Source organism: Limosilactobacillus agrestimuris (genome assembly GCF_943193105.1).
GTDB lineage: Bacteria > Bacillota > Bacilli > Lactobacillales > Lactobacillaceae > Limosilactobacillus > Limosilactobacillus agrestimuris.
The window spans coordinates 39,555-55,960 of the sequence record NZ_CALPCW010000012.1; the positions used below are offsets into that span (position 1 = coordinate 39,555).

Here is a 16,406-nt window from a genome sequence, read left to right on the forward strand (position 1 = left end):
TTTAGTAATATTATTGATCACCAATTGTTGGTTGCGTACTAATCGTTGGTTGGTTATTGATAGGGGCACTACTGCTTGAGTGTCCACCACCATTACCGCCACCAGTATATTGGTGAGATGGAGTATAGCCACCAGAATGTCCGCCACCATGGTAGCCACTTCCGCCGACATTGTACGAAGTTCCAGAATTATTATTTCCGCCGCCACGGTTACTATTGCCACTATTATTAGCACTACTGCTTGATGAATGGGATGAACTATGACTAGATGATGAGCTGGACGAACTTGATGAACTAGTAACACTAGATGATGAGGATGAAGATCTACTATCTTGATCCTTAATTGTAATCGTCTTCTTCAGCTTCTTACTACCACGAGTTGCGATAATATCATACTTTGCAGCGTATTCGAAGTCATACTTAAGCGTTACTGGACCATCACTCTTCTTTGGCTTAAAGGTCTTATAAACTTTTCCGGTATTATGACCAACAATCTTCACCTTTGTATCCGGTGAAACCATAATCTTCATTGGCGCAACACCATCACTATTTAAACGGGCCTTCTTCTTATCGAAGTTGATGTAAACCTCATCTGCCTCTTCATCGGTATCATTAGTGATCGCCTTAGTCTCGGTTATATCATCAGAATCCGACTTTGAGTGATGATCCGCATAAACGGTCCCACCAATACTTCCAACAATAATAAACAACAACAACCAGTTAACGAATGCTCGTCCACGACTAACAAAACTGTCACCCCGACGCATCCGCTTAACTTGTCCAACATACTGGATAATTAACAAAATTAACGCAATTACCCCAACAATTATAAGTACATTTTTTAAATTCATAATTAAAACACCATTTATTTTTCAAAATTTAAAAATCACACTATCTTAGTGTAACATGTTTGAGCTAGATCCTTAATCCTTTTTATTAAAATAATTGTTTAACCTGAAAATAAAAAAGATCACCTAATAAGGTGACCATTCTGTGCTGACCTAATTATTTTTGACTCAATTTTAGCTCAATTTCTTTTAAAAATAAGTTTTAACCGGTTTACTTAATTTCAAAATGCCTTTATATCAACGTTTCGGACATTATCAAAACTATTTAAAACTAAAAAAATCACCCGACAGGAAATAATACCGTAACTGTAGGCTAAAAGGACCAATTTTAATAACATTTTCGGATCGTATTCCCTTGGTCGCCCCATAATATTAGGCTTGCGGATCGCAAGGCCTTCAACTAATTGGTTAATATAACGAGCAGGGTGGTTTAATTCAGGTTCATAGGCAGTAGGTATGTTCAAACTAAGTTGATTCATGTTATAATTAGTTTCCAATATTTTATATATCCTTTCGAGGGTATTTTGAAGACATCGACGGGCTGGTCGGTGTCTTTTTCTTTTACTAATACATATTTTAAAAGAAAACGGAGTTAAATGAAATCCGAAGATTTCATCTAACTCCGCTTATTATTAGGGACTTATGTCACAGTCCCGCTTCTTTTACTTTAATAATTTTCTAGTTTCCACATATAGCGACGCTTTGATAACGGATGTTTTCGAGCTTTTCCCAGATACTCTGCAAACTTTCTCATTACTGAGGTAAGCACCAGTGGATCAAAGTAATCAACAACTGAAGCATCCATTTTACTATCGAGCCAATAGTCTTTAGCATCAATAACCGTATACTTAGTGCCAAAACGTTGCAAGAATTCTAGTGCTCGGGAGTCTAGATGACGTGTTCTTCCATCTGACATAAATAGTAGGAATGGTGCTTCTTCCACTGCTAATTCAAAAGGCCCATGAAATAGTTCTGCACTATCAAGATTAACTCCTGTAATCCATTGCATTTCCATAAAGATAAAGTTAGCAGTTGAATACCCTACTCCTCTATTAGAACCTGATGATAATGTAAATACCTTGTCTTCGTCCTTATATCTTTCTGCAAATTTTTGTGCATCATTATCCACACTAGCAGCTGCATCATTGGCAACCTCATCAACTACTGATAATCCTTGTACCATTTCATTATAATTATTACTTTCACCTAATGCATGCAATAATTCAACCGCAAAGGTTAGAGCTACCTTCTGTTTAGAAGACTTTGTGGCATAACTTTCAAAAAACTTATGCTGTAAAACATAGTCGGTTTCTTTAGTTAGTGGTGAATCAGGCGCAAAAGTCAATGCTAGAACTGTTGCGCCTTTTTCCTTAGCATTATGTACTGCTTTTAAAGTTTCTTTAGTTGTACCACCTAGGGACGCTATGATAGCTACTGTATTTTCTCCAAAATAATTAGGAACATCATAATTAAACTCGTTTGCTTCAAGCAAATAACTACCAAGTTCCTTTGAGTTTTGTAATGCATAATAATATGCGCCAAATAATTCTGAATAAGATGCTCCACATCCCATAAACACTAAAGACTTAACATCTTTAGTATCAACAATTTTTTTTACTAATTCTTGTACTTCTTGACGAGTTGTTTCTTTTTCCATAATTACCTCTCCTTACATAATTCTTTTAGTTGCAAATCAGGGATATTAAAACTTACTCCTAGTGATCCATCTATTTTTAATTGCTTAGCACTAAATAAACTAGCTGATTTCAAAATATTAGGAATAGAGCTTATATCCCAATTTTCTCTTAGCAAGCCTATACTAAAGTAAGTAATAAAAGAATCTCCAGCACCCATGGTGTCTTTGATATGATTAGTCAGTTGAGCCGACTGGTAATAGCAACGATTTCTTGCAAAAACCATTGCCCCTTGTTTTCCCATAGTAAATAGTAGAATAGTATGATAATTCCCCATTCTTTGAAGCTGCCTTGCTCGTTCAACTACCCTATCTTTACTTACATTTCCCACTGAGAAACAAGCAAGATCTACATTATCAATAGTCAAAGTTATTTCATTCTCATTAGAGAAATCGGAATAGTCATAGACAATTTTAGGTTTACTAATGTAATTAATTATTTCTTTTCCATTACCATTAACACTTAAATGAATTAAATCCATTGCATTAATATAGTCCTTGTCATCTGAAATTTTAATTCCTTGATTCAGAACGCCGCCTCTATTGCTAGCTAGAAATTTTCTATCGCCATTAACAACTTTAACCAGCGAATACCCGGATTCACCTTTCAAATTTCTACAATGATCAATGTTGACATTAAATGTTTTTAATGTACTTTTCATTAATTCAGCTAAATTATCATTGCCAAAATTACCAAGATACCCACTAGTAATTTCTGGTATTCGAGTAGCCATAACACTGAAGTTAACCGCATTGCCACCAGGAAACATTCTCTTACTATCGAGATAAATGTCCATTACATTATCGCCAATGGCTAAGACCCTCATAGAATCATTCCTTTCTTTGATTTCCAGATGTAATGGCAAAGTTGGTAGTAGATGCGTCGTAATAGTTAAAAGTCACATAAATAACTTCCTTATCCATTACTTGACGACGTAATTTGAATAGAGGTTCTCCCGGAACCTTATTCATATATTGAGCTAACTCACTAGTAGCTGGTACATAGCTCAATAGCTGATTACTACCCTGTTCCTTATATCCATATTGAGTAGATAAAAGGTTAGCCATTGAAATATCTGGGGTGATTTTTTCTCTTAATTTTGGGAATTTATTTGAAGAATAGTAAGCACTTTCTAAGCCACTTACTTCCTTATTAAACTTAACTAGTCGCTTCAAATTTATAACTGGTTCTCCAGGGAAAATATTTAGTAATTCTGCTATTTTATCTGTACTTGCTATTTCTTGTAGCTTAACTATTTGTACAGAAGGATGCTTACCACTGTTTTTCATAAAATTTGAATAGCTTCCTAGATGTAATAAATTACGTTCAACCATATTTGCTTGGACAAAAGTTCCTTTTCCCTGTTTTTTAACCAGATAACCTTGATCAACCAAATCACTAACAGCCCGTCTAATAGTGATTCGACTAGCTCCAAACTCTCTGCCAAGTTCTGATTCAGAAGCAATTAAAGTACCTTGTTTATATTTACCATCATTGATTAAGCTTTTTAATTCAATCTCAATTTGCTCATATAATGGTGTCTTAATATTTTTTTCTAACATAATTAGATACACTCTCTATTCTAGGTATATAGAATTTTAGAAATAAAGTTCTTTGTTCGTTCGTGCTTTGCATGATGAAAAATCTCATCTGGTGTGCCTTGTTCCAAAATGTGACCTCTATCTACAAAAACTACGCGACTGCCAACTTCCTGTGCAAATCCCATTTCGTGTGTAACAACAACCATGGTCATGCCACTCTTAGCTAGCTTTTTCATTGATTTCAGAACTTCTTCTACCATTTCAGGATCTAAAGCAGATGTCGGTTCATCAAAAAGCATTACCTTAGGGTTCATTGCTAAAGATCGAATAATTGCAATTCTTTGCTGTTGTCCACCACTAAGTTGATCAGGATAGGCATCAGCCTTATTTTCCAGATCCATTTCCTTTAGTAATTCCGTCGATTGTCGATCAGTCTGAGATTTTGATAAATGCTTTACCACTCTTGGAGCATACGAAATATTTTGTCTAACAGTAAAATGAGGAAATAAGTCAAAATGTTGAAAAACCATTCCAATATTTTCGTGGACCCTTTGTTGAGCTTTTTTAGAAATACTCCCTGAAATAATTTTATCCTGGAAAAGTACTTTACCGCTAGTTGGCTGTTCCAAGAGATTCATATGTCTAATCAACGTACTTTTCCCTGATCCAGAAGGACCAATGATCACTACAACCTCTCCATTATGGACTTTAAGATTAATGTCATGTAAGACAGTGTTATTTCCAAACTTTTTTGTGACGTGACGTAATTCAAGCATCGTGACGCATCCTCCTTTCAAACAAAGCAAGAATCTGATTCAGAATCAGACAAATTACCAGGTAAAGAGCAGAAGCAATAATCATGGGTTCCAATCCTAAGGCTGTTGAACCACGAACTGTTTGAGCGGCAAACATAATATCGGTGATACCTAATACTGATACCAATGATGAATCTTTAACATTACCGATAAGTTGATTCCCTAGTGCTGGAAGAATATTTTTGAATGCTTGTGGTAAGATGATATTCAATAAAATACGATATGATGGAATACCAAGGCTTTCTGCTGCCTCTGTTTGCCCTACCGGTAAAGATTGGATACCAGATCGAATAATTTCCGCAATATAAGCACCTGAATACAAGGTTAGCGCCACTATACCTGTTACAAAGTCATTTACGGAGAATCCCAGTAATTGTGGAAGACCAATATAAACGATATATATTTGAACCAATAAAGGAGTATTACGAATGAAGCCAATGTACGTTTTTGCTATTAAGCTTAGTAAGTTTGCCTTTGACATTTTCATCACAGCCAAGGCAATACCTAATAGTAGACCCAAGACAATTGAGATAACTGCAAGTTCAATTGTCGTTACAAGACCATGCATAAATAATGGCCAATATTTTGTAATAAATGAGTAATTTGAAAACATAAAATTATTCCTTCTAATCCTTGTTAGTTGGTTCCTTTCTGTGCATATTGATCAACCCACTTGCTATATTGTGCCTTGTTTTGGTGAATTACTTCATTCAAACGATTTACAAGGTCATCCGAAGTCCCCTTAGGAAGAGCAATAGCACCACCTTTTGATCCATCGTTGTGTCGCCATGAAGTCATAGTTAATTCTGGATTCTTCTTCAGAAGGATAGTTGCAGTCGGTTTGTCAATACAGAAGGCATCAGCTTTTCCATTATTTACTGCTAAAGCTAAATCGGTAACCTTTGATAGATCCTTAGTGGTAGCTTTAGGGAATACCTTATGAATCATTGGTTGTTGAGATGAATTGTTAACTACAGCAATGGTAGCATGCTTGAAATTATTGGCATTTTTGTATTGAGCTAGTTTAGCTTTTGGAACAACCAAGACATTGGTACTCTTGTAATACGTGTCAGTAAACTTAGCCGCTTTTTGTCTTTCTGGCGTTGGAGCCATTGATGTAACTAACATATCAACTTTCTTAGCTTGTAAAGCAGGCAAAAGTCCATCTAAATCCATTGTCTTTAATTCATATTTAACACCTAAGTTCTTGGCAATTTTCTTTACTAGTAGAACATCAGCGCCCTGCATTTGCGTTTTGCCATTTTTTTGAACCTGTGATTCGTATGGTGGATTAGCAGAGATTATTCCCACTCTAAGAGTACCCCGCTCTTTAATTTGTTGAAGTGATGATTTATTTGACTTTCCACATCCGGTTAAAAGAAGCAAAAGTGTTCCTAGAAGAGTTAATACATAAAATAGACGGTGTGCTTTAAGCTTTTTCATAGGTAAGTCCTCCAATTTTTATTAAATAAGACGTTATATAACGTCATAAATTAAACAATGAATTAAATATTAATCAAAAAAAGGACACACCTTTCTATGATTAATAGAGTTTCTTAGTATACTTTCTTTAATATTAATAATGTCGCTATCTGACATTTACACCACCACCTTTAAATTTTAAATAAAAAAAAGCCTTACCAACCCCAAAGCCGAGATTGAAAAGGACGTTTTCACGTGGTACCACCTTTTTTCGTAGTGAAATAACTACCTTCACCAACAGTTGCAAAGCAACAATTAGCTGGCACGATAATGGGCGCCTACCAGTACATTCTACTTAAGTTTCGATATACGACTCACAAGCGATAGATTTTTATAATACTGTCCACCAATTTACACCAAACATTGGCTCTCTTAAGTAAGTATTACTAATCTTTCTTGATCAACATCTTTCTGTTAAATTGATTACCAAAAGATTAACACCCTAAAATTAGAAAGTCAACATTTTTCTTTAATTTAATTTTAATTAACGATAAATTAACAATACTTTTACAATAGAAATAGTTTTCCATAATAAGATTCAGAAAAGTACTTTAAAATAAGCTATCTAAATTTTCTTCTTTTAGTACAAAAAAGGCACTGATTACAATGGGTCTACACTAAATCCTGTTGATAGGTTATCTTTATGATAGCCTGTTAACAGGATTTTTGAATACAAAAAAGGACATAGTCCTTGTATTCAAAAATCTGCGACCAAACATATTTTAGAAATAAGGTGTATGACTATGTCCCTATTAGATAATAGTATTAAATTTTGTCTCGATATAAAAGAGCAAAACATTATTTTTACTGGTTTTAATCATGAAAATCAACAAAAGATTTACGAAACAGAGTTAATTCAACCCGCTTGCCCTCATTGTGGATCAATCAATATTTGTCATAATGGTCATTATCGTTCAAAAGTGCATTACATTAGTGCCGACTCTAGTCGCCCCGTCATTATTGATTTACATAAACAATGCGTCATCTGTCGTGATTGTCATCAAAATTCCATGGCTAGTACCACTTTAGTAAATAAGTATTGCTTTATCTCTAATCAGGCAAAACATAAAGTGCAAATGGCCTTAACTGAAGATCGGGCGATGACTAGCATCGCAACTGAAACGAATGTCTCTGCCAACACGGTACAAAGACAACTAAACGCTTTCGATGAATATTTCCGGCATAATTTTAATTATTTACGATTACACTTAGCTTTTGATGAGTTTAGGGGTGTCGGACACCAACTGCATTTTATTTACTTAGATAGCGACAATCACCAGATTCAACAGATATTACCGGATCATAATAAAAATACGATTATTAAATACTTTAAGAAATTCCCCTCCTTACTAGACAAAGAGTTAAAACTGTATCGGTGGACTTAAATAGCTATTATCCAGACATTATCAGAAAAGTATTTCCCAAAGCGCAAATTATCGTTGATCGTTTTCATCTTGTGCAAATGGTAAACCGTAGTTTTAATCAGTTACGAATCCAAACGATGAAGCGCTATGAGAAGCATCCAATGGCTTATCGTTTACTCAAATCACCTTGGAAACTATATCTAAAATCATATGACGATTTAGAAAAAACAAAGTTTTTTTATAACCGTCATTTACGTGACCGGTTAACAGAAGAGCATATTATTACAGACGGTATTCAGACTAATCCATTATTAACCAACACTTACTGGTCGACACAAGGATTTCGTAAAGCAATCAAGGAACATGATGGGCAGAGTTTAAAAGAGATCATCAATGATGACCAAGATGTCTGTGAAGCCTTATCAACTAACTATCGTACCTTTAGGGAGCACCTTCAAGCAGTTATGAACGCTACAAAATACCATTATTCAAATGGCCCATTAGAAGGAGTGAATCGCAAAATCAAACAAATTATTCGTACGTCGTATGGAGTACGGAATTATCATAATTTAGTTATTCGAATTAAGTTACAACAAATGACCATAAAGAAAAGGAAGAATCAAGCAAAATAAATGCTTGATTCTCCCATTCAAAAACTCAATATCAACAGGATTTGACAAAGAGCCAAAAAACCAGAAAAATAAAGATTAGATTGAGGCTCAAAATCTTTATTTCACTAGACTTTATACTTGAAATCAAATGGTGATTAATCACCGCCCAGAGGTTATCGTTGATAGCCTTAACCTTTGGGGCTTTTCATATATATGTGTTATAGCATTTAAAAGCGAGGTTTCGAATATGAGACGCTTGAAATATCAATCAAAGAATAAGCATGTTACTATTGCCTTAAATGTATACAGTCCCCGTGAAACAGTAGCAATGTGGAAGCAGAATATTAAGAAGTTCAAAAAGTAGCTACATACTCCAAAAGATAAGTGCAAGAAACTAATAGAATTTAAGATTGAGAGGAAGTAATAACATGGCTATCAGTAAAGCTCAACACAAAGCCATTAATAAATACCGCAGTAAGAACAAAGCACACGTACAGTATATTAACCGTCGCTTAATTGCTAAGAGTTTCATTCTTAAAGACGCTACAAAAGAAGATCTTGATATGTTATTAGGACACATCAAAGACCGACAACAAGAATTAAATGACCAAGACAACTAACTAATGACAGTTGGTTGTCTTTTTCTTTTATCGGTGCAATTAAGATTAATTTTGCACTGATAATTAGTTCATTGAACTAAAAAACGCCTAAAAAGGCGCTCTCTAAAACAATTAACGAACTAAATTATGACATCCCCCGCCCCGTCTTTAATTCAGAAAGAGCGTACACATTTCAATTATCTTTCATGTAAGCGACGATTTTAAAAATTTTTAGGTAGGGGGGCTTGTATTTGCTACTCATTGATATAACTGTACTTAAACCAAGAAAAACAGTTAATTTGTGTCTGTTTTACGCTCTATTATTAGGGATGTTTATGTACTTCTTGACAATTAAGACACCCTAAAAGGGAAAATAGCTGAATTTTCTGCAGATATTTCCGCAAGCAAAATAAAAAGACCACTGAATCAGTGATCTACCACGCCGACAAGCGGTTTTATTTTTCCGCAATTTTTCCGCAGAATTGATAAAAAATAGTGTTTTATAGTGTAAACCTAAAATTAAGAATGCCTCTATATCAACGTTTCAGACGCTATCAAAAACTATTTAAAACTAAAAAAATCACCCGCACGGGGATCGAACCCGTAACTCCGCCTTGAGAGGGCGACGTCTTAACCAATTTGACCAGCGGGCAATAACAATACAAGAGAAGTATACAGATTTTCGTCCCGATTGTCAATTATTTATTCAAACGATAGCTCTAGTAAATAGACTCCCATCTGGGGAACATGAGAAGTTGTCACCCAAACATCATGGTAGTTTTGCTTATCCGCATGTGTTTTAGCAAAAAATTCTTCTAGCAAATCACCATTTTTAGCCACGAAATCATACGAAAGTCGGTTTACCATTAAACGGTTATCCGGAAAATAAAAAGAAGCATCAGCGATCTTTAATGAATCTTTGATAAAAATCGAAATGGTATTAATATATTGTGCTTTTTCGCCAACTACCAATTCTGGATGATGCTTAATCTTGGTTAATACATAATAAATCGAATCAGAATTACTTGCCATTTTCTCTTCTCCTCAGCCTCTCAGAGTATTTTACCAAGAAATAAATACTCATTAAACATTATAAAATAAAAAGGCCCCGAACACTGCGGAGCCTCAATAAATTGGGCATACTGGTCTCGAACCAGTAAATTATGGATTCAGAGTCCACTGCCTTACCAGTTTGGCGAATGCCCAATAAGATAACACTAATAATATACACGGGGATTATTAATTAGTCAACTATTTTCTGTGAATCAACCTAAATAAATACACTAATGACGGTGTTCTTGTAACCAGATTCGCCACTTTGTCATTAAATTAATCCAGGGATGCTTAGTTCCATTATTCCAATAGTCAACGTCTGCCTTGATTTGTCGCTGTGACCACCGTGAATAATCGTGATGCATAAAATTATAGTCCTGTTCGTCAGTTTGTTTTTGCCAAACCGCCGCCATAATGAACTGACTTCGTGTCCGTTGTAACTGCGGATCAACCTTCTCGCAGGCAAATACGTCAATCACCTTTGCCGTGGCGATTGGTGGGATCACCCGATTCCCCTTAATATATGGGCCAACCGGAACATTTATCAAGGCATTTCGCATAACCTCTTGCCAATTCTCCCGTGTTTGATAACGATGTTCTAATCCAGGCTCAACATCATTTGCTAATAGGTAATCTCTCTCCTCGCCCCAACTCAATTTAACATGGAGTTTAAATGCCTTAACCATTATGGATTCCCCCTCGCAATATCACTATTACCATTTTACCGCAATTCAGCGCAACTAGGCATTCCTTAGCAAAAGTTAGTTTAAATAATAGACAAGTTCCCAAAAGTTCACTAGAATTCAGTCAATGGGAGGTAAATTAATGATGAAGCATTCAAAGTTCTTTCTCCCGCTAATCTACATCGTAATCTTTATCGTGGGAATCTGCTTCTACCAAAGCAGCGAAACGGTTAATTCTGCCGTCAACGTCTTTATCCATGAAGCACAAATTCATACTCAAAATATTATTAACCAGGTTACAGGAAAAAAAACACCGCAGCCAAAATTAACTAAAGATACTTCGCAAAAGACAAATAAGAAAACTACCTACTCTAATCCCGTCGGTAAGTGGCCAACTAATTCCGCCATGATCTGCATTGACATCAAAGATCCTGTGTTATTAAGTGCTGCTAAAACTGCTATTAAAGCCTGGAATGATACTGGTGCCTTTACATTTCACGTGATTCATAATAAAAAGCAGGCTAATATCCTCTTTACAACAATTAATGATGATAAAAATGGGGCGGCTGGTTTAACAGGAGTCAATATTAATTCTGCTACTCACCTCTTCCTCTATGCCAAGGTAGAACTCAATTCTGCCTACCTGTTGAACCCAATCTATGGTTATTCACAACGGCGGATTGTTAATACGGCCGAACACGAACTTGGCCACGCGATTGGTCTTCACCATACAAATAATATTTCGGTAATGCAGCCAAGTGGTTCAAACCATTCAATCCAACCAGAGGATGTTAAAAATGTCAGACTCCTATACTCCAAAAAAGAACCCGTTATTAAGTCGCACCAAGAGCACACTAACTCTTCTCACAATAATTAGCCTCCCTTCAAATATTTCATGCTAAAATAAAATGGTGTGCATTTTAAGGAAAGGGTAATTTATCAATGAATTCAAATAAAAAAGCTCTTGGCCTTGCCATGGTAATTATCGCGACCACTTTTTGGGGAATTTCCGGCTTGTTTGCCAAGGCACTCTTTAATGTTAGTCCATCGATTACCTCACTGTGGCTAACTCAGTGGCGACTAATCTTCGGTGGACTGATTATGATTATAATCAGTAAGTTGTTGGGCAACCACCCATTTGCTATTTTCCATAACCTCCATGATACTCGGGTAATCTTCGCTTATGGGGTTATTGGTTTAGTTCCCGTTCAATTTGCCTACTTCATGGCTGTTCAGGAAGGGAATGCATCAATTGCAACGATCCTGCAATTTGTCGGACCATTCTTTATCATTGCTTACTTAGCAGTATTCCGACACGAACCACCACGGCGAATTGAAATTATTTGCGCAATTATTGCATTCTTGGGTGTCTTTATTATCGCTACTCATGGTCGCTTTAATCACTTGGCTGTCACTCCAGCGGTCCTTTTTTGGGGCTTTATTTCAGCGATTGGGGTGGCAACAAACACCTTGATCCCTCAAAAAATGTTAAAGAGCGGTCGGGTTCCTGCCCTTAACGTTACAGCATGGGGACTCCTCTTTGCTGGAATCGTCCTCTTAGCAATTCACCCACAACAACCAGCAATTCCAAATGTTCCAAGCGTCTGGATTGACTGTGCAAGTATCCTGACTATTGGAACAATTATTCCATTCTACTTAGCAAATACTTCTCTAAAGTACATCGATGCAACTACCTTTAGTTTAATGGATGCTTTTGAACCACTCTCCGCAACAGTTGGTTCGGTTTTAATTTTCCACCTTTATCTAACTGGTGCTGATATTGTCGGTTCAATTCTAGTCATTGTCGCAGTTTGTGCAATTAATGTTCGTCCACACCAAAAAGATGCTAATAAGCAACAATAGGAGGTTCACTCATGACAGAAGATGGTTATAAGTATGACGAAAATGGTTTTCGTGAGGATCTTAAAACTAATCCAGATGTCCTCCACCAACCTGACGCTGATCGTTCAGCCCGTAAGCTAAAGATTCTCTCCTATGATGAAACAATTGACGTCTTAAATGGTGATACTGCAATCAAGCCAGAGTTCTCCTTCTCTAAAGAAGTCCTGGATAAAATTATTAAAGAAAAGCCAGAACTAAAGACCGATGAATCTCTTGAAAACTTGATTAAAGATAAGGATCAACAAATCCTTCTCGCAAGGTACAACGAAGATCAAGCGGATAACTATACAGTTGAAGCAAATAAGAAAACTGATGATGAATAACAATAAAGAACCATTCAGGAATTCCTGAATGGTTCTTTTGAGAGAAACACCTATGACTAGTTATCACTGATAACAGTACCAACCTTACCAGCAAGGGCATCGTCCAAGCCGTTAAGTGAGGTGATTAAAGCTTTCCGTTCTGGGTGACCCTTAACGAAGGATAAGCAAGCTTCAATCTTAGGAAGCATACTACCAGCAGCGAATTGCTTTTCATCCATGTACTTTTGAGCTTCGGCAACATTTAATGTCTTCAAAGCCTTTTCATCTGGCTTACCGTAGTTTACGTATACGTAATCAACAGCAGTTAAGATGATCAAAGTATCTGCATCAATCTTGTCAGCGAGCAAGGCACTTGAACGGTCCTTATCAATAACCGCTGGAACACCTTGGAGGCCATCGTCAGTCATGATAACGGGAACACCGCCACCACCACCGGCAATAACAAGGTCGCCGTTTTCGATCAAAGTCTTAATACTGTTTAATTCCATAATCTTCTGTGGAAGTGGAGAAGGAACAACTTGACGGTATCCACGACCAGCATCTTCTTTGAAGGTGTAGCCCTTTTCCTTTTCAATCTGTTCGGCTTGTTCCTTAGTGTAGAAGTCACCAACAGGCTTGGAAGGGTTTTGGAATGCAGGGTCTTTAGGATCAACAGCAATTTGAGTAACAATAGTTGCTACGTTCTTGTTCATCCAACGACGGTGCAATTCATTTTGCAAACTTTGTTGTAAGTGGTAGCCAATGTAACCTTGACTCATTGCACCACATTCTGGGAATGGGAAGGCTGCAGTCTTACCGTTTTCAGCGGCGAAGTTCATACCAAGGTTAATGGCGCCAACTTGAGGACCATTACCGTGGCTAATAACAACTTGGTTACCAGCATCGATCAAACCAATTAAAGAAGAAGCAGTGTTCTTAACTAACTTTAATTGTTCTTCAGGGGACTTACCAAGGGCGTTACCACCCAAGGCAACAACTACTTTAGCCATTTAAAGCGCCCTCCTTAGTTTTGTTCACCTAAGGTTGCAACCATAACAGCCTTGATAGTGTGCATCCGATTTTCAGCTTCACGGAATACAACTGAGTGCTTGCTTTCGAAGACTTCATCAGTAACTTCCATTTCCTTAAGACCGAACTTCTTGTAGATTTCCTTACCTACTTCAGTGTCAAGATTGTGGAATGCTGGAAGACAGTGTTCGAAGATAGCGTTAGGATTTTCAGTAGCTTCCATAACTTCCTTAGTAACTTGGTAAGGCTTGAGAAGCTTGATCCGCTTTTCCCACATGTCATCTGATTCACCCATTGATACCCAAACATCGGCGTAGATAACATCCATGCCCTTAACGCCTTCCTTAACGTCGTTTGAAACAACGATCTTAGCGCCAGTTTCGGCAGCAATAGCGTTAGCCTTGTCAAGAACTTCCTTAGTTGGGTTCAATTCCTTAGGAGTTACAACGTGGTATTCCATACCCATAACAGCAGCACCCAACATCAAAGCGTTAGATACGTTATCTTGACCGTCACCAACGAAGGCGAACTTAATTTGTTCGTAAGGCTTCTTCAATACTTCGTGAGCAGTTAAGAAGTCAGCCAATACTTGTGTTGGGTGGTCTTCGTCAGTCAAACCGTTCCAAACAGGAACACCTGAGTACTTAGCCAAAGTTTCAACATTACGTTGTGAGAAACCACGGTATTCAATACCATCAAACATACCACCAAGAACACGGGCAGTATCCTTAACAGATTCCTTGTGACCAATGTGTGAGCCTGATGGGCCAAGGTAAGTTACGTGTGCACCTTCATCCTTAGCACCAACTTCGAATGAGCAACGAGTACGAGTTGAACTCTTTTCGAAGATTAAGGCAATGTTCTTACCTTCAAGGTTCTTGCCTTCAGTGCCAGAGTACTTAGCCTTCTTTAAATCTTCAGCAAGGTTAAGCATGTATTCCATTTCACGCTTGTTAAAGTCTGAGAGTGTTAAAAAACTACGGTTACGTAAATTGAATGCCATAATTAAAATTCCTCCTTGAAATTCTTTACGGTATATATGATAGTAAGCACTTTCAAAAAAACTCATTTTGCTTCAAGAAGATCCATCAAAAAAATTAAATTTATTTTCACAATCAACTAGAATATGCATTTAAAGAAAGCGGATCCATCACTATTCATACATTATTCAACTCAATAATATACATTTCACAAGCATTTTATTAATCAATATTCTTAATATTCAATATTGACTGTATTATTATTGACTTTCTCCTTAGCTTCAAATAAGCTCAAGATGATTCAAAAATAGTCGAGGTGTTAAAATGAACTTCTACATCGTTGATGATGATAATAACGCTACATCACTTCTCAAGGATATTATCGAAAACGACTTTAATAATTCAGTCGTTGGGACAACCTTTAATCCCGAGCAAGCATTTGAAGATGTTATCCGTCTGAGTATTGATGTGATGTTTGTGAATCCATCACTTTCTCAAATTAACGGGATCGATTTAATCAAACGGATTCAACAAAGTAACCACCATCCCCACTTTATTATGGTTAGTCAAGCTTTTGATCCTACAGGACGTACGAATGCTTATAAGGCTGGTGTTGACTTTTGTATTGAGAAACCGCTAAATGTCGCTGAGGTCAAGACGATCATCAAACTCATTGGGGAAAATATCAGTATGTCTCATCGAATGCTACAAATTCTTGATTTAGTTAGTGGCGCCGCTAATCACAACACAATTAACGTCAACTTTAAGAGCAAGGAAAAGGAAAACGTCAAATCAATTATGCGTTTTCTTGGGATTACTAACGGTTCTGGGGCACAAGATATTACCCGGATCATTAACGTGATGATCGAACAAGAGGTTCCTTTCGAGCAGGTTAGTTTTCACGAAATCTTCCGCTGTGATGATCATGGTAAAAAAATCATTCTCCAGCGGATTCGTCGCGACCTTAAGACAGGACTGAATAACCTTGCTCACATGTGTCTCGATTATCCCGAAAATGACATTATCCTTGAATATGCTAATAACCTCTTTGAATACAAGAATGTCCATAATGAAATGAAAATCATCAATGGTGAGTCAAAGCATGGTGGTCAAGTCTCAGTAAAGCACTTCTTCAACGGACTAGCACAAGAAAGTGTCCAAAATTAAAGTAGTATAAAAACAGGTTCCAAAGCTCGAAATTCTGAACTCTGGAACCTGTTTTTACTTATTTTTGAATAATTGGATCGTTAAGTAAGTCCAAATTGCAATCAAAATCAACGTATACAAGGCAGCTAACCAGACAATCCATTGAAGGAACGGCAAGACCTTAATTAAATTCAAGATTGCAAAGCAAATTGTCAACACACACCAAACAGCAATTCGCAACTGAACGTGCTGTCGCTGCTTAATTAATTGGTGACGGTTCATTACTTATTCTCGTCCATTTCAGTCCGTAACTTCTTGCCGACTTCTTCGTATCCTGGCTTGCCAAGAAGGCCAAACA

The 16,406-nt window shown here is 36.8% G+C and carries 17 protein-coding genes, 2 tRNA genes, 2 pseudogenes and 1 other annotated feature; of the genes and pseudogenes, 6 read left to right on the forward strand and 15 right to left on the reverse strand.

Annotation, left to right across the window (positions count from 1 at the left end; all coding sequences use genetic code 11):
• Positions 1-10: 10 nt before the first annotated feature.
• The 8 genes and pseudogenes from NFR46_RS07805 to NFR46_RS07840 all read right to left on the reverse strand — a co-directional run bounded on the left by NFR46_RS07805 (position 11) and on the right by NFR46_RS07840 (position 6,340).
• Positions 11-850 (reverse strand): hypothetical protein, encoded by an 840-nt coding sequence (locus NFR46_RS07805; protein WP_251576237.1) that lies wholly within the window; start codon positions 848-850, stop codon positions 11-13.
• Positions 851-1,125: 275 nt separating this feature from the next.
• A pseudogene (locus NFR46_RS07810) lies at positions 1,126-1,344 on the reverse strand (transposase); the annotation flags it as partial.
• A gap of 170 nt (positions 1,345-1,514) precedes the next feature.
• Positions 1,515-2,504: an SIS domain-containing protein gene (locus NFR46_RS07815; RefSeq protein ID WP_251576239.1), complete on the reverse strand. Its 990-nt coding sequence runs from the start codon at positions 2,502-2,504 to the stop codon at positions 1,515-1,517.
• A 2-nt stretch (positions 2,505-2,506) separates the two neighbouring features.
• Entirely contained in the window at positions 2,507-3,367 is an 861-nt protein-coding gene (locus tag NFR46_RS07820) for a PfkB family carbohydrate kinase (RefSeq protein ID WP_251576241.1), read from the reverse strand.
• Between the two features lie 4 nt (positions 3,368-3,371).
• The gene (locus NFR46_RS07825; protein WP_251576243.1) at positions 3,372-4,103 is read right to left on the reverse strand and encodes a GntR family transcriptional regulator; all 732 of its coding nucleotides are present in this window, start codon (positions 4,101-4,103) and stop codon (positions 3,372-3,374) included.
• A 20-nt stretch (positions 4,104-4,123) separates the two neighbouring features.
• A complete protein-coding gene (locus NFR46_RS07830; protein ID WP_003717485.1) occupies positions 4,124-4,858 on the reverse strand; it encodes an amino acid ABC transporter ATP-binding protein in 735 nt (244 codons plus the stop codon).
• On the reverse strand, positions 4,851-5,510 hold the full coding sequence (locus NFR46_RS07835; RefSeq protein ID WP_251576244.1) for an amino acid ABC transporter permease: 660 nt from the start codon (positions 5,508-5,510) through the stop codon (positions 4,851-4,853). The genes NFR46_RS07830 and NFR46_RS07835 overlap by 8 nt, the downstream gene beginning before the upstream one ends.
• Before the next feature lie 23 nt (positions 5,511-5,533).
• Entirely contained in the window at positions 5,534-6,340 is an 807-nt protein-coding gene (locus NFR46_RS07840) for a transporter substrate-binding domain-containing protein (RefSeq protein ID WP_251576246.1), read from the reverse strand.
• 217 nt (positions 6,341-6,557) lie between these two features.
• Positions 6,558-6,792 (reverse strand) — a binding site (T-box leader).
• Between the two features lie 330 nt (positions 6,793-7,122).
• On the opposite strand from NFR46_RS07840, the pseudogene NFR46_RS07845 reads away from it, so the two are divergent.
• Both NFR46_RS07845 and NFR46_RS07850 read left to right on the forward strand, forming a co-directional pair.
• A pseudogene (locus NFR46_RS07845) lies at positions 7,123-8,375 on the forward strand (ISL3 family transposase).
• A 407-nt stretch (positions 8,376-8,782) separates the two neighbouring features.
• Positions 8,783-8,974, forward strand: a complete 192-nt coding sequence (locus NFR46_RS07850) for a hypothetical protein (RefSeq protein WP_251576248.1) — start codon at positions 8,783-8,785, stop codon at positions 8,972-8,974.
• 559 nt (positions 8,975-9,533) lie between these two features.
• Here the strand turns inward: NFR46_RS07850 and NFR46_RS07855 are convergent.
• From NFR46_RS07855 to NFR46_RS07870, 4 genes are all read right to left on the reverse strand, one after another.
• Positions 9,534-9,606 (reverse strand) — tRNA-Glu (locus NFR46_RS07855).
• 49 nt (positions 9,607-9,655) lie between these two features.
• Positions 9,656-9,985: a hypothetical protein gene (locus tag NFR46_RS07860; protein WP_191684717.1), complete on the reverse strand. Its 330-nt coding sequence runs from the start codon at positions 9,983-9,985 to the stop codon at positions 9,656-9,658.
• A gap of 101 nt (positions 9,986-10,086) precedes the next feature.
• Positions 10,087-10,159 (reverse strand) — tRNA-Gln (locus NFR46_RS07865).
• A 77-nt stretch (positions 10,160-10,236) separates the two neighbouring features.
• Complete coding sequence (locus NFR46_RS07870) at positions 10,237-10,692, reverse strand: DUF7679 family protein (RefSeq protein WP_251576250.1); 456 nt, start codon at positions 10,690-10,692, stop codon at positions 10,237-10,239.
• 139 nt (positions 10,693-10,831) lie between these two features.
• On the opposite strand from NFR46_RS07870, the gene NFR46_RS07875 reads away from it, so the two are divergent.
• The 3 genes from NFR46_RS07875 (at position 10,832) to NFR46_RS07885 (ending at position 12,914) form a co-directional block, all read left to right on the forward strand.
• On the forward strand, positions 10,832-11,566 hold the full coding sequence (locus NFR46_RS07875; protein ID WP_251576252.1) for a matrixin family metalloprotease: 735 nt from the start codon (positions 10,832-10,834) through the stop codon (positions 11,564-11,566).
• Between the two features lie 65 nt (positions 11,567-11,631).
• The gene (locus NFR46_RS07880) at positions 11,632-12,552 is read left to right on the forward strand and encodes a DMT family transporter (protein ID WP_251576253.1); all 921 of its coding nucleotides are present in this window, start codon (positions 11,632-11,634) and stop codon (positions 12,550-12,552) included.
• Positions 12,553-12,563: 11 nt separating this feature from the next.
• Positions 12,564-12,914: a hypothetical protein gene (locus NFR46_RS07885; RefSeq protein WP_251576255.1), complete on the forward strand. Its 351-nt coding sequence runs from the start codon at positions 12,564-12,566 to the stop codon at positions 12,912-12,914.
• Between the two features lie 56 nt (positions 12,915-12,970).
• Here NFR46_RS07885 and arcC read toward each other — a convergent pair whose 3' ends face one another.
• Both arcC and argF read right to left on the reverse strand, forming a co-directional pair.
• Positions 12,971-13,903, reverse strand: a complete 933-nt coding sequence (gene arcC, locus NFR46_RS07890; RefSeq protein WP_251576257.1) for a carbamate kinase — start codon at positions 13,901-13,903, stop codon at positions 12,971-12,973.
• Between the two features lie 14 nt (positions 13,904-13,917).
• Positions 13,918-14,925, reverse strand: a complete 1,008-nt coding sequence (gene argF, locus NFR46_RS07895) for an ornithine carbamoyltransferase (protein ID WP_251576259.1) — start codon at positions 14,923-14,925, stop codon at positions 13,918-13,920.
• 301 nt (positions 14,926-15,226) lie between these two features.
• Between argF and NFR46_RS07900 the strand changes: the two genes are divergently transcribed.
• On the forward strand, positions 15,227-16,069 hold the full coding sequence (locus NFR46_RS07900; protein WP_251576261.1) for a DNA-binding domain-containing protein: 843 nt from the start codon (positions 15,227-15,229) through the stop codon (positions 16,067-16,069).
• Between the two features lie 54 nt (positions 16,070-16,123).
• Here the strand turns inward: NFR46_RS07900 and NFR46_RS07905 are convergent, their stop codons facing one another.
• Complete coding sequence (locus NFR46_RS07905; RefSeq protein ID WP_251576263.1) at positions 16,124-16,330, reverse strand: hypothetical protein; 207 nt, start codon at positions 16,328-16,330, stop codon at positions 16,124-16,126.
• Between the last annotated feature and the right edge of the window lie 76 nt (positions 16,331-16,406).

Bases quoted from the DNA above. Each gene is read 5' to 3' on its own strand.
- NFR46_RS07805 (WP_251576237.1), bottom strand. From the start codon at position 850: ATGAATTTAAAAAATGTACTTATAATTGTTGGGGTAATTGCGTTAATT.
- NFR46_RS07815 (WP_251576239.1), bottom strand. From the start codon at position 2,504: ATGGAAAAAGAAACAACTCGTCAAGAAGTACAAGAATTAGTAAAAAAA.
- NFR46_RS07820 (WP_251576241.1), bottom strand. From the start codon at position 3,367: ATGAGGGTCTTAGCCATTGGCGATAATGTAATGGACATTTATCTCGAT.
- NFR46_RS07825 (WP_251576243.1), bottom strand. From the start codon at position 4,103: ATGTTAGAAAAAAATATTAAGACACCATTATATGAGCAAATTGAGATT.
- NFR46_RS07830 (WP_003717485.1), bottom strand. From the start codon at position 4,858: ATGCTTGAATTACGTCACGTCACAAAAAAGTTTGGAAATAACACTGTC.
- NFR46_RS07835 (WP_251576244.1), bottom strand. From the start codon at position 5,510: ATGTTTTCAAATTACTCATTTATTACAAAATATTGGCCATTATTTATG.
- NFR46_RS07840 (WP_251576246.1), bottom strand. From the start codon at position 6,340: ATGAAAAAGCTTAAAGCACACCGTCTATTTTATGTATTAACTCTTCTA.
- NFR46_RS07850 (WP_251576248.1), top strand. From the start codon at position 8,783: ATGGCTATCAGTAAAGCTCAACACAAAGCCATTAATAAATACCGCAGT.
- NFR46_RS07860 (WP_191684717.1), bottom strand. From the start codon at position 9,985: ATGGCAAGTAATTCTGATTCGATTTATTATGTATTAACCAAGATTAAG.
- NFR46_RS07870 (WP_251576250.1), bottom strand. From the start codon at position 10,692: ATGGTTAAGGCATTTAAACTCCATGTTAAATTGAGTTGGGGCGAGGAG.
- NFR46_RS07875 (WP_251576252.1), top strand. From the start codon at position 10,832: ATGATGAAGCATTCAAAGTTCTTTCTCCCGCTAATCTACATCGTAATC.
- NFR46_RS07880 (WP_251576253.1), top strand. From the start codon at position 11,632: ATGAATTCAAATAAAAAAGCTCTTGGCCTTGCCATGGTAATTATCGCG.
- NFR46_RS07885 (WP_251576255.1), top strand. From the start codon at position 12,564: ATGACAGAAGATGGTTATAAGTATGACGAAAATGGTTTTCGTGAGGAT.
- arcC (WP_251576257.1), bottom strand. From the start codon at position 13,903: ATGGCTAAAGTAGTTGTTGCCTTGGGTGGTAACGCCCTTGGTAAGTCC.
- argF (WP_251576259.1), bottom strand. From the start codon at position 14,925: ATGGCATTCAATTTACGTAACCGTAGTTTTTTAACACTCTCAGACTTT.
- NFR46_RS07900 (WP_251576261.1), top strand. From the start codon at position 15,227: ATGAACTTCTACATCGTTGATGATGATAATAACGCTACATCACTTCTC.
- NFR46_RS07905 (WP_251576263.1), bottom strand. From the start codon at position 16,330: ATGAACCGTCACCAATTAATTAAGCAGCGACAGCACGTTCAGTTGCGA.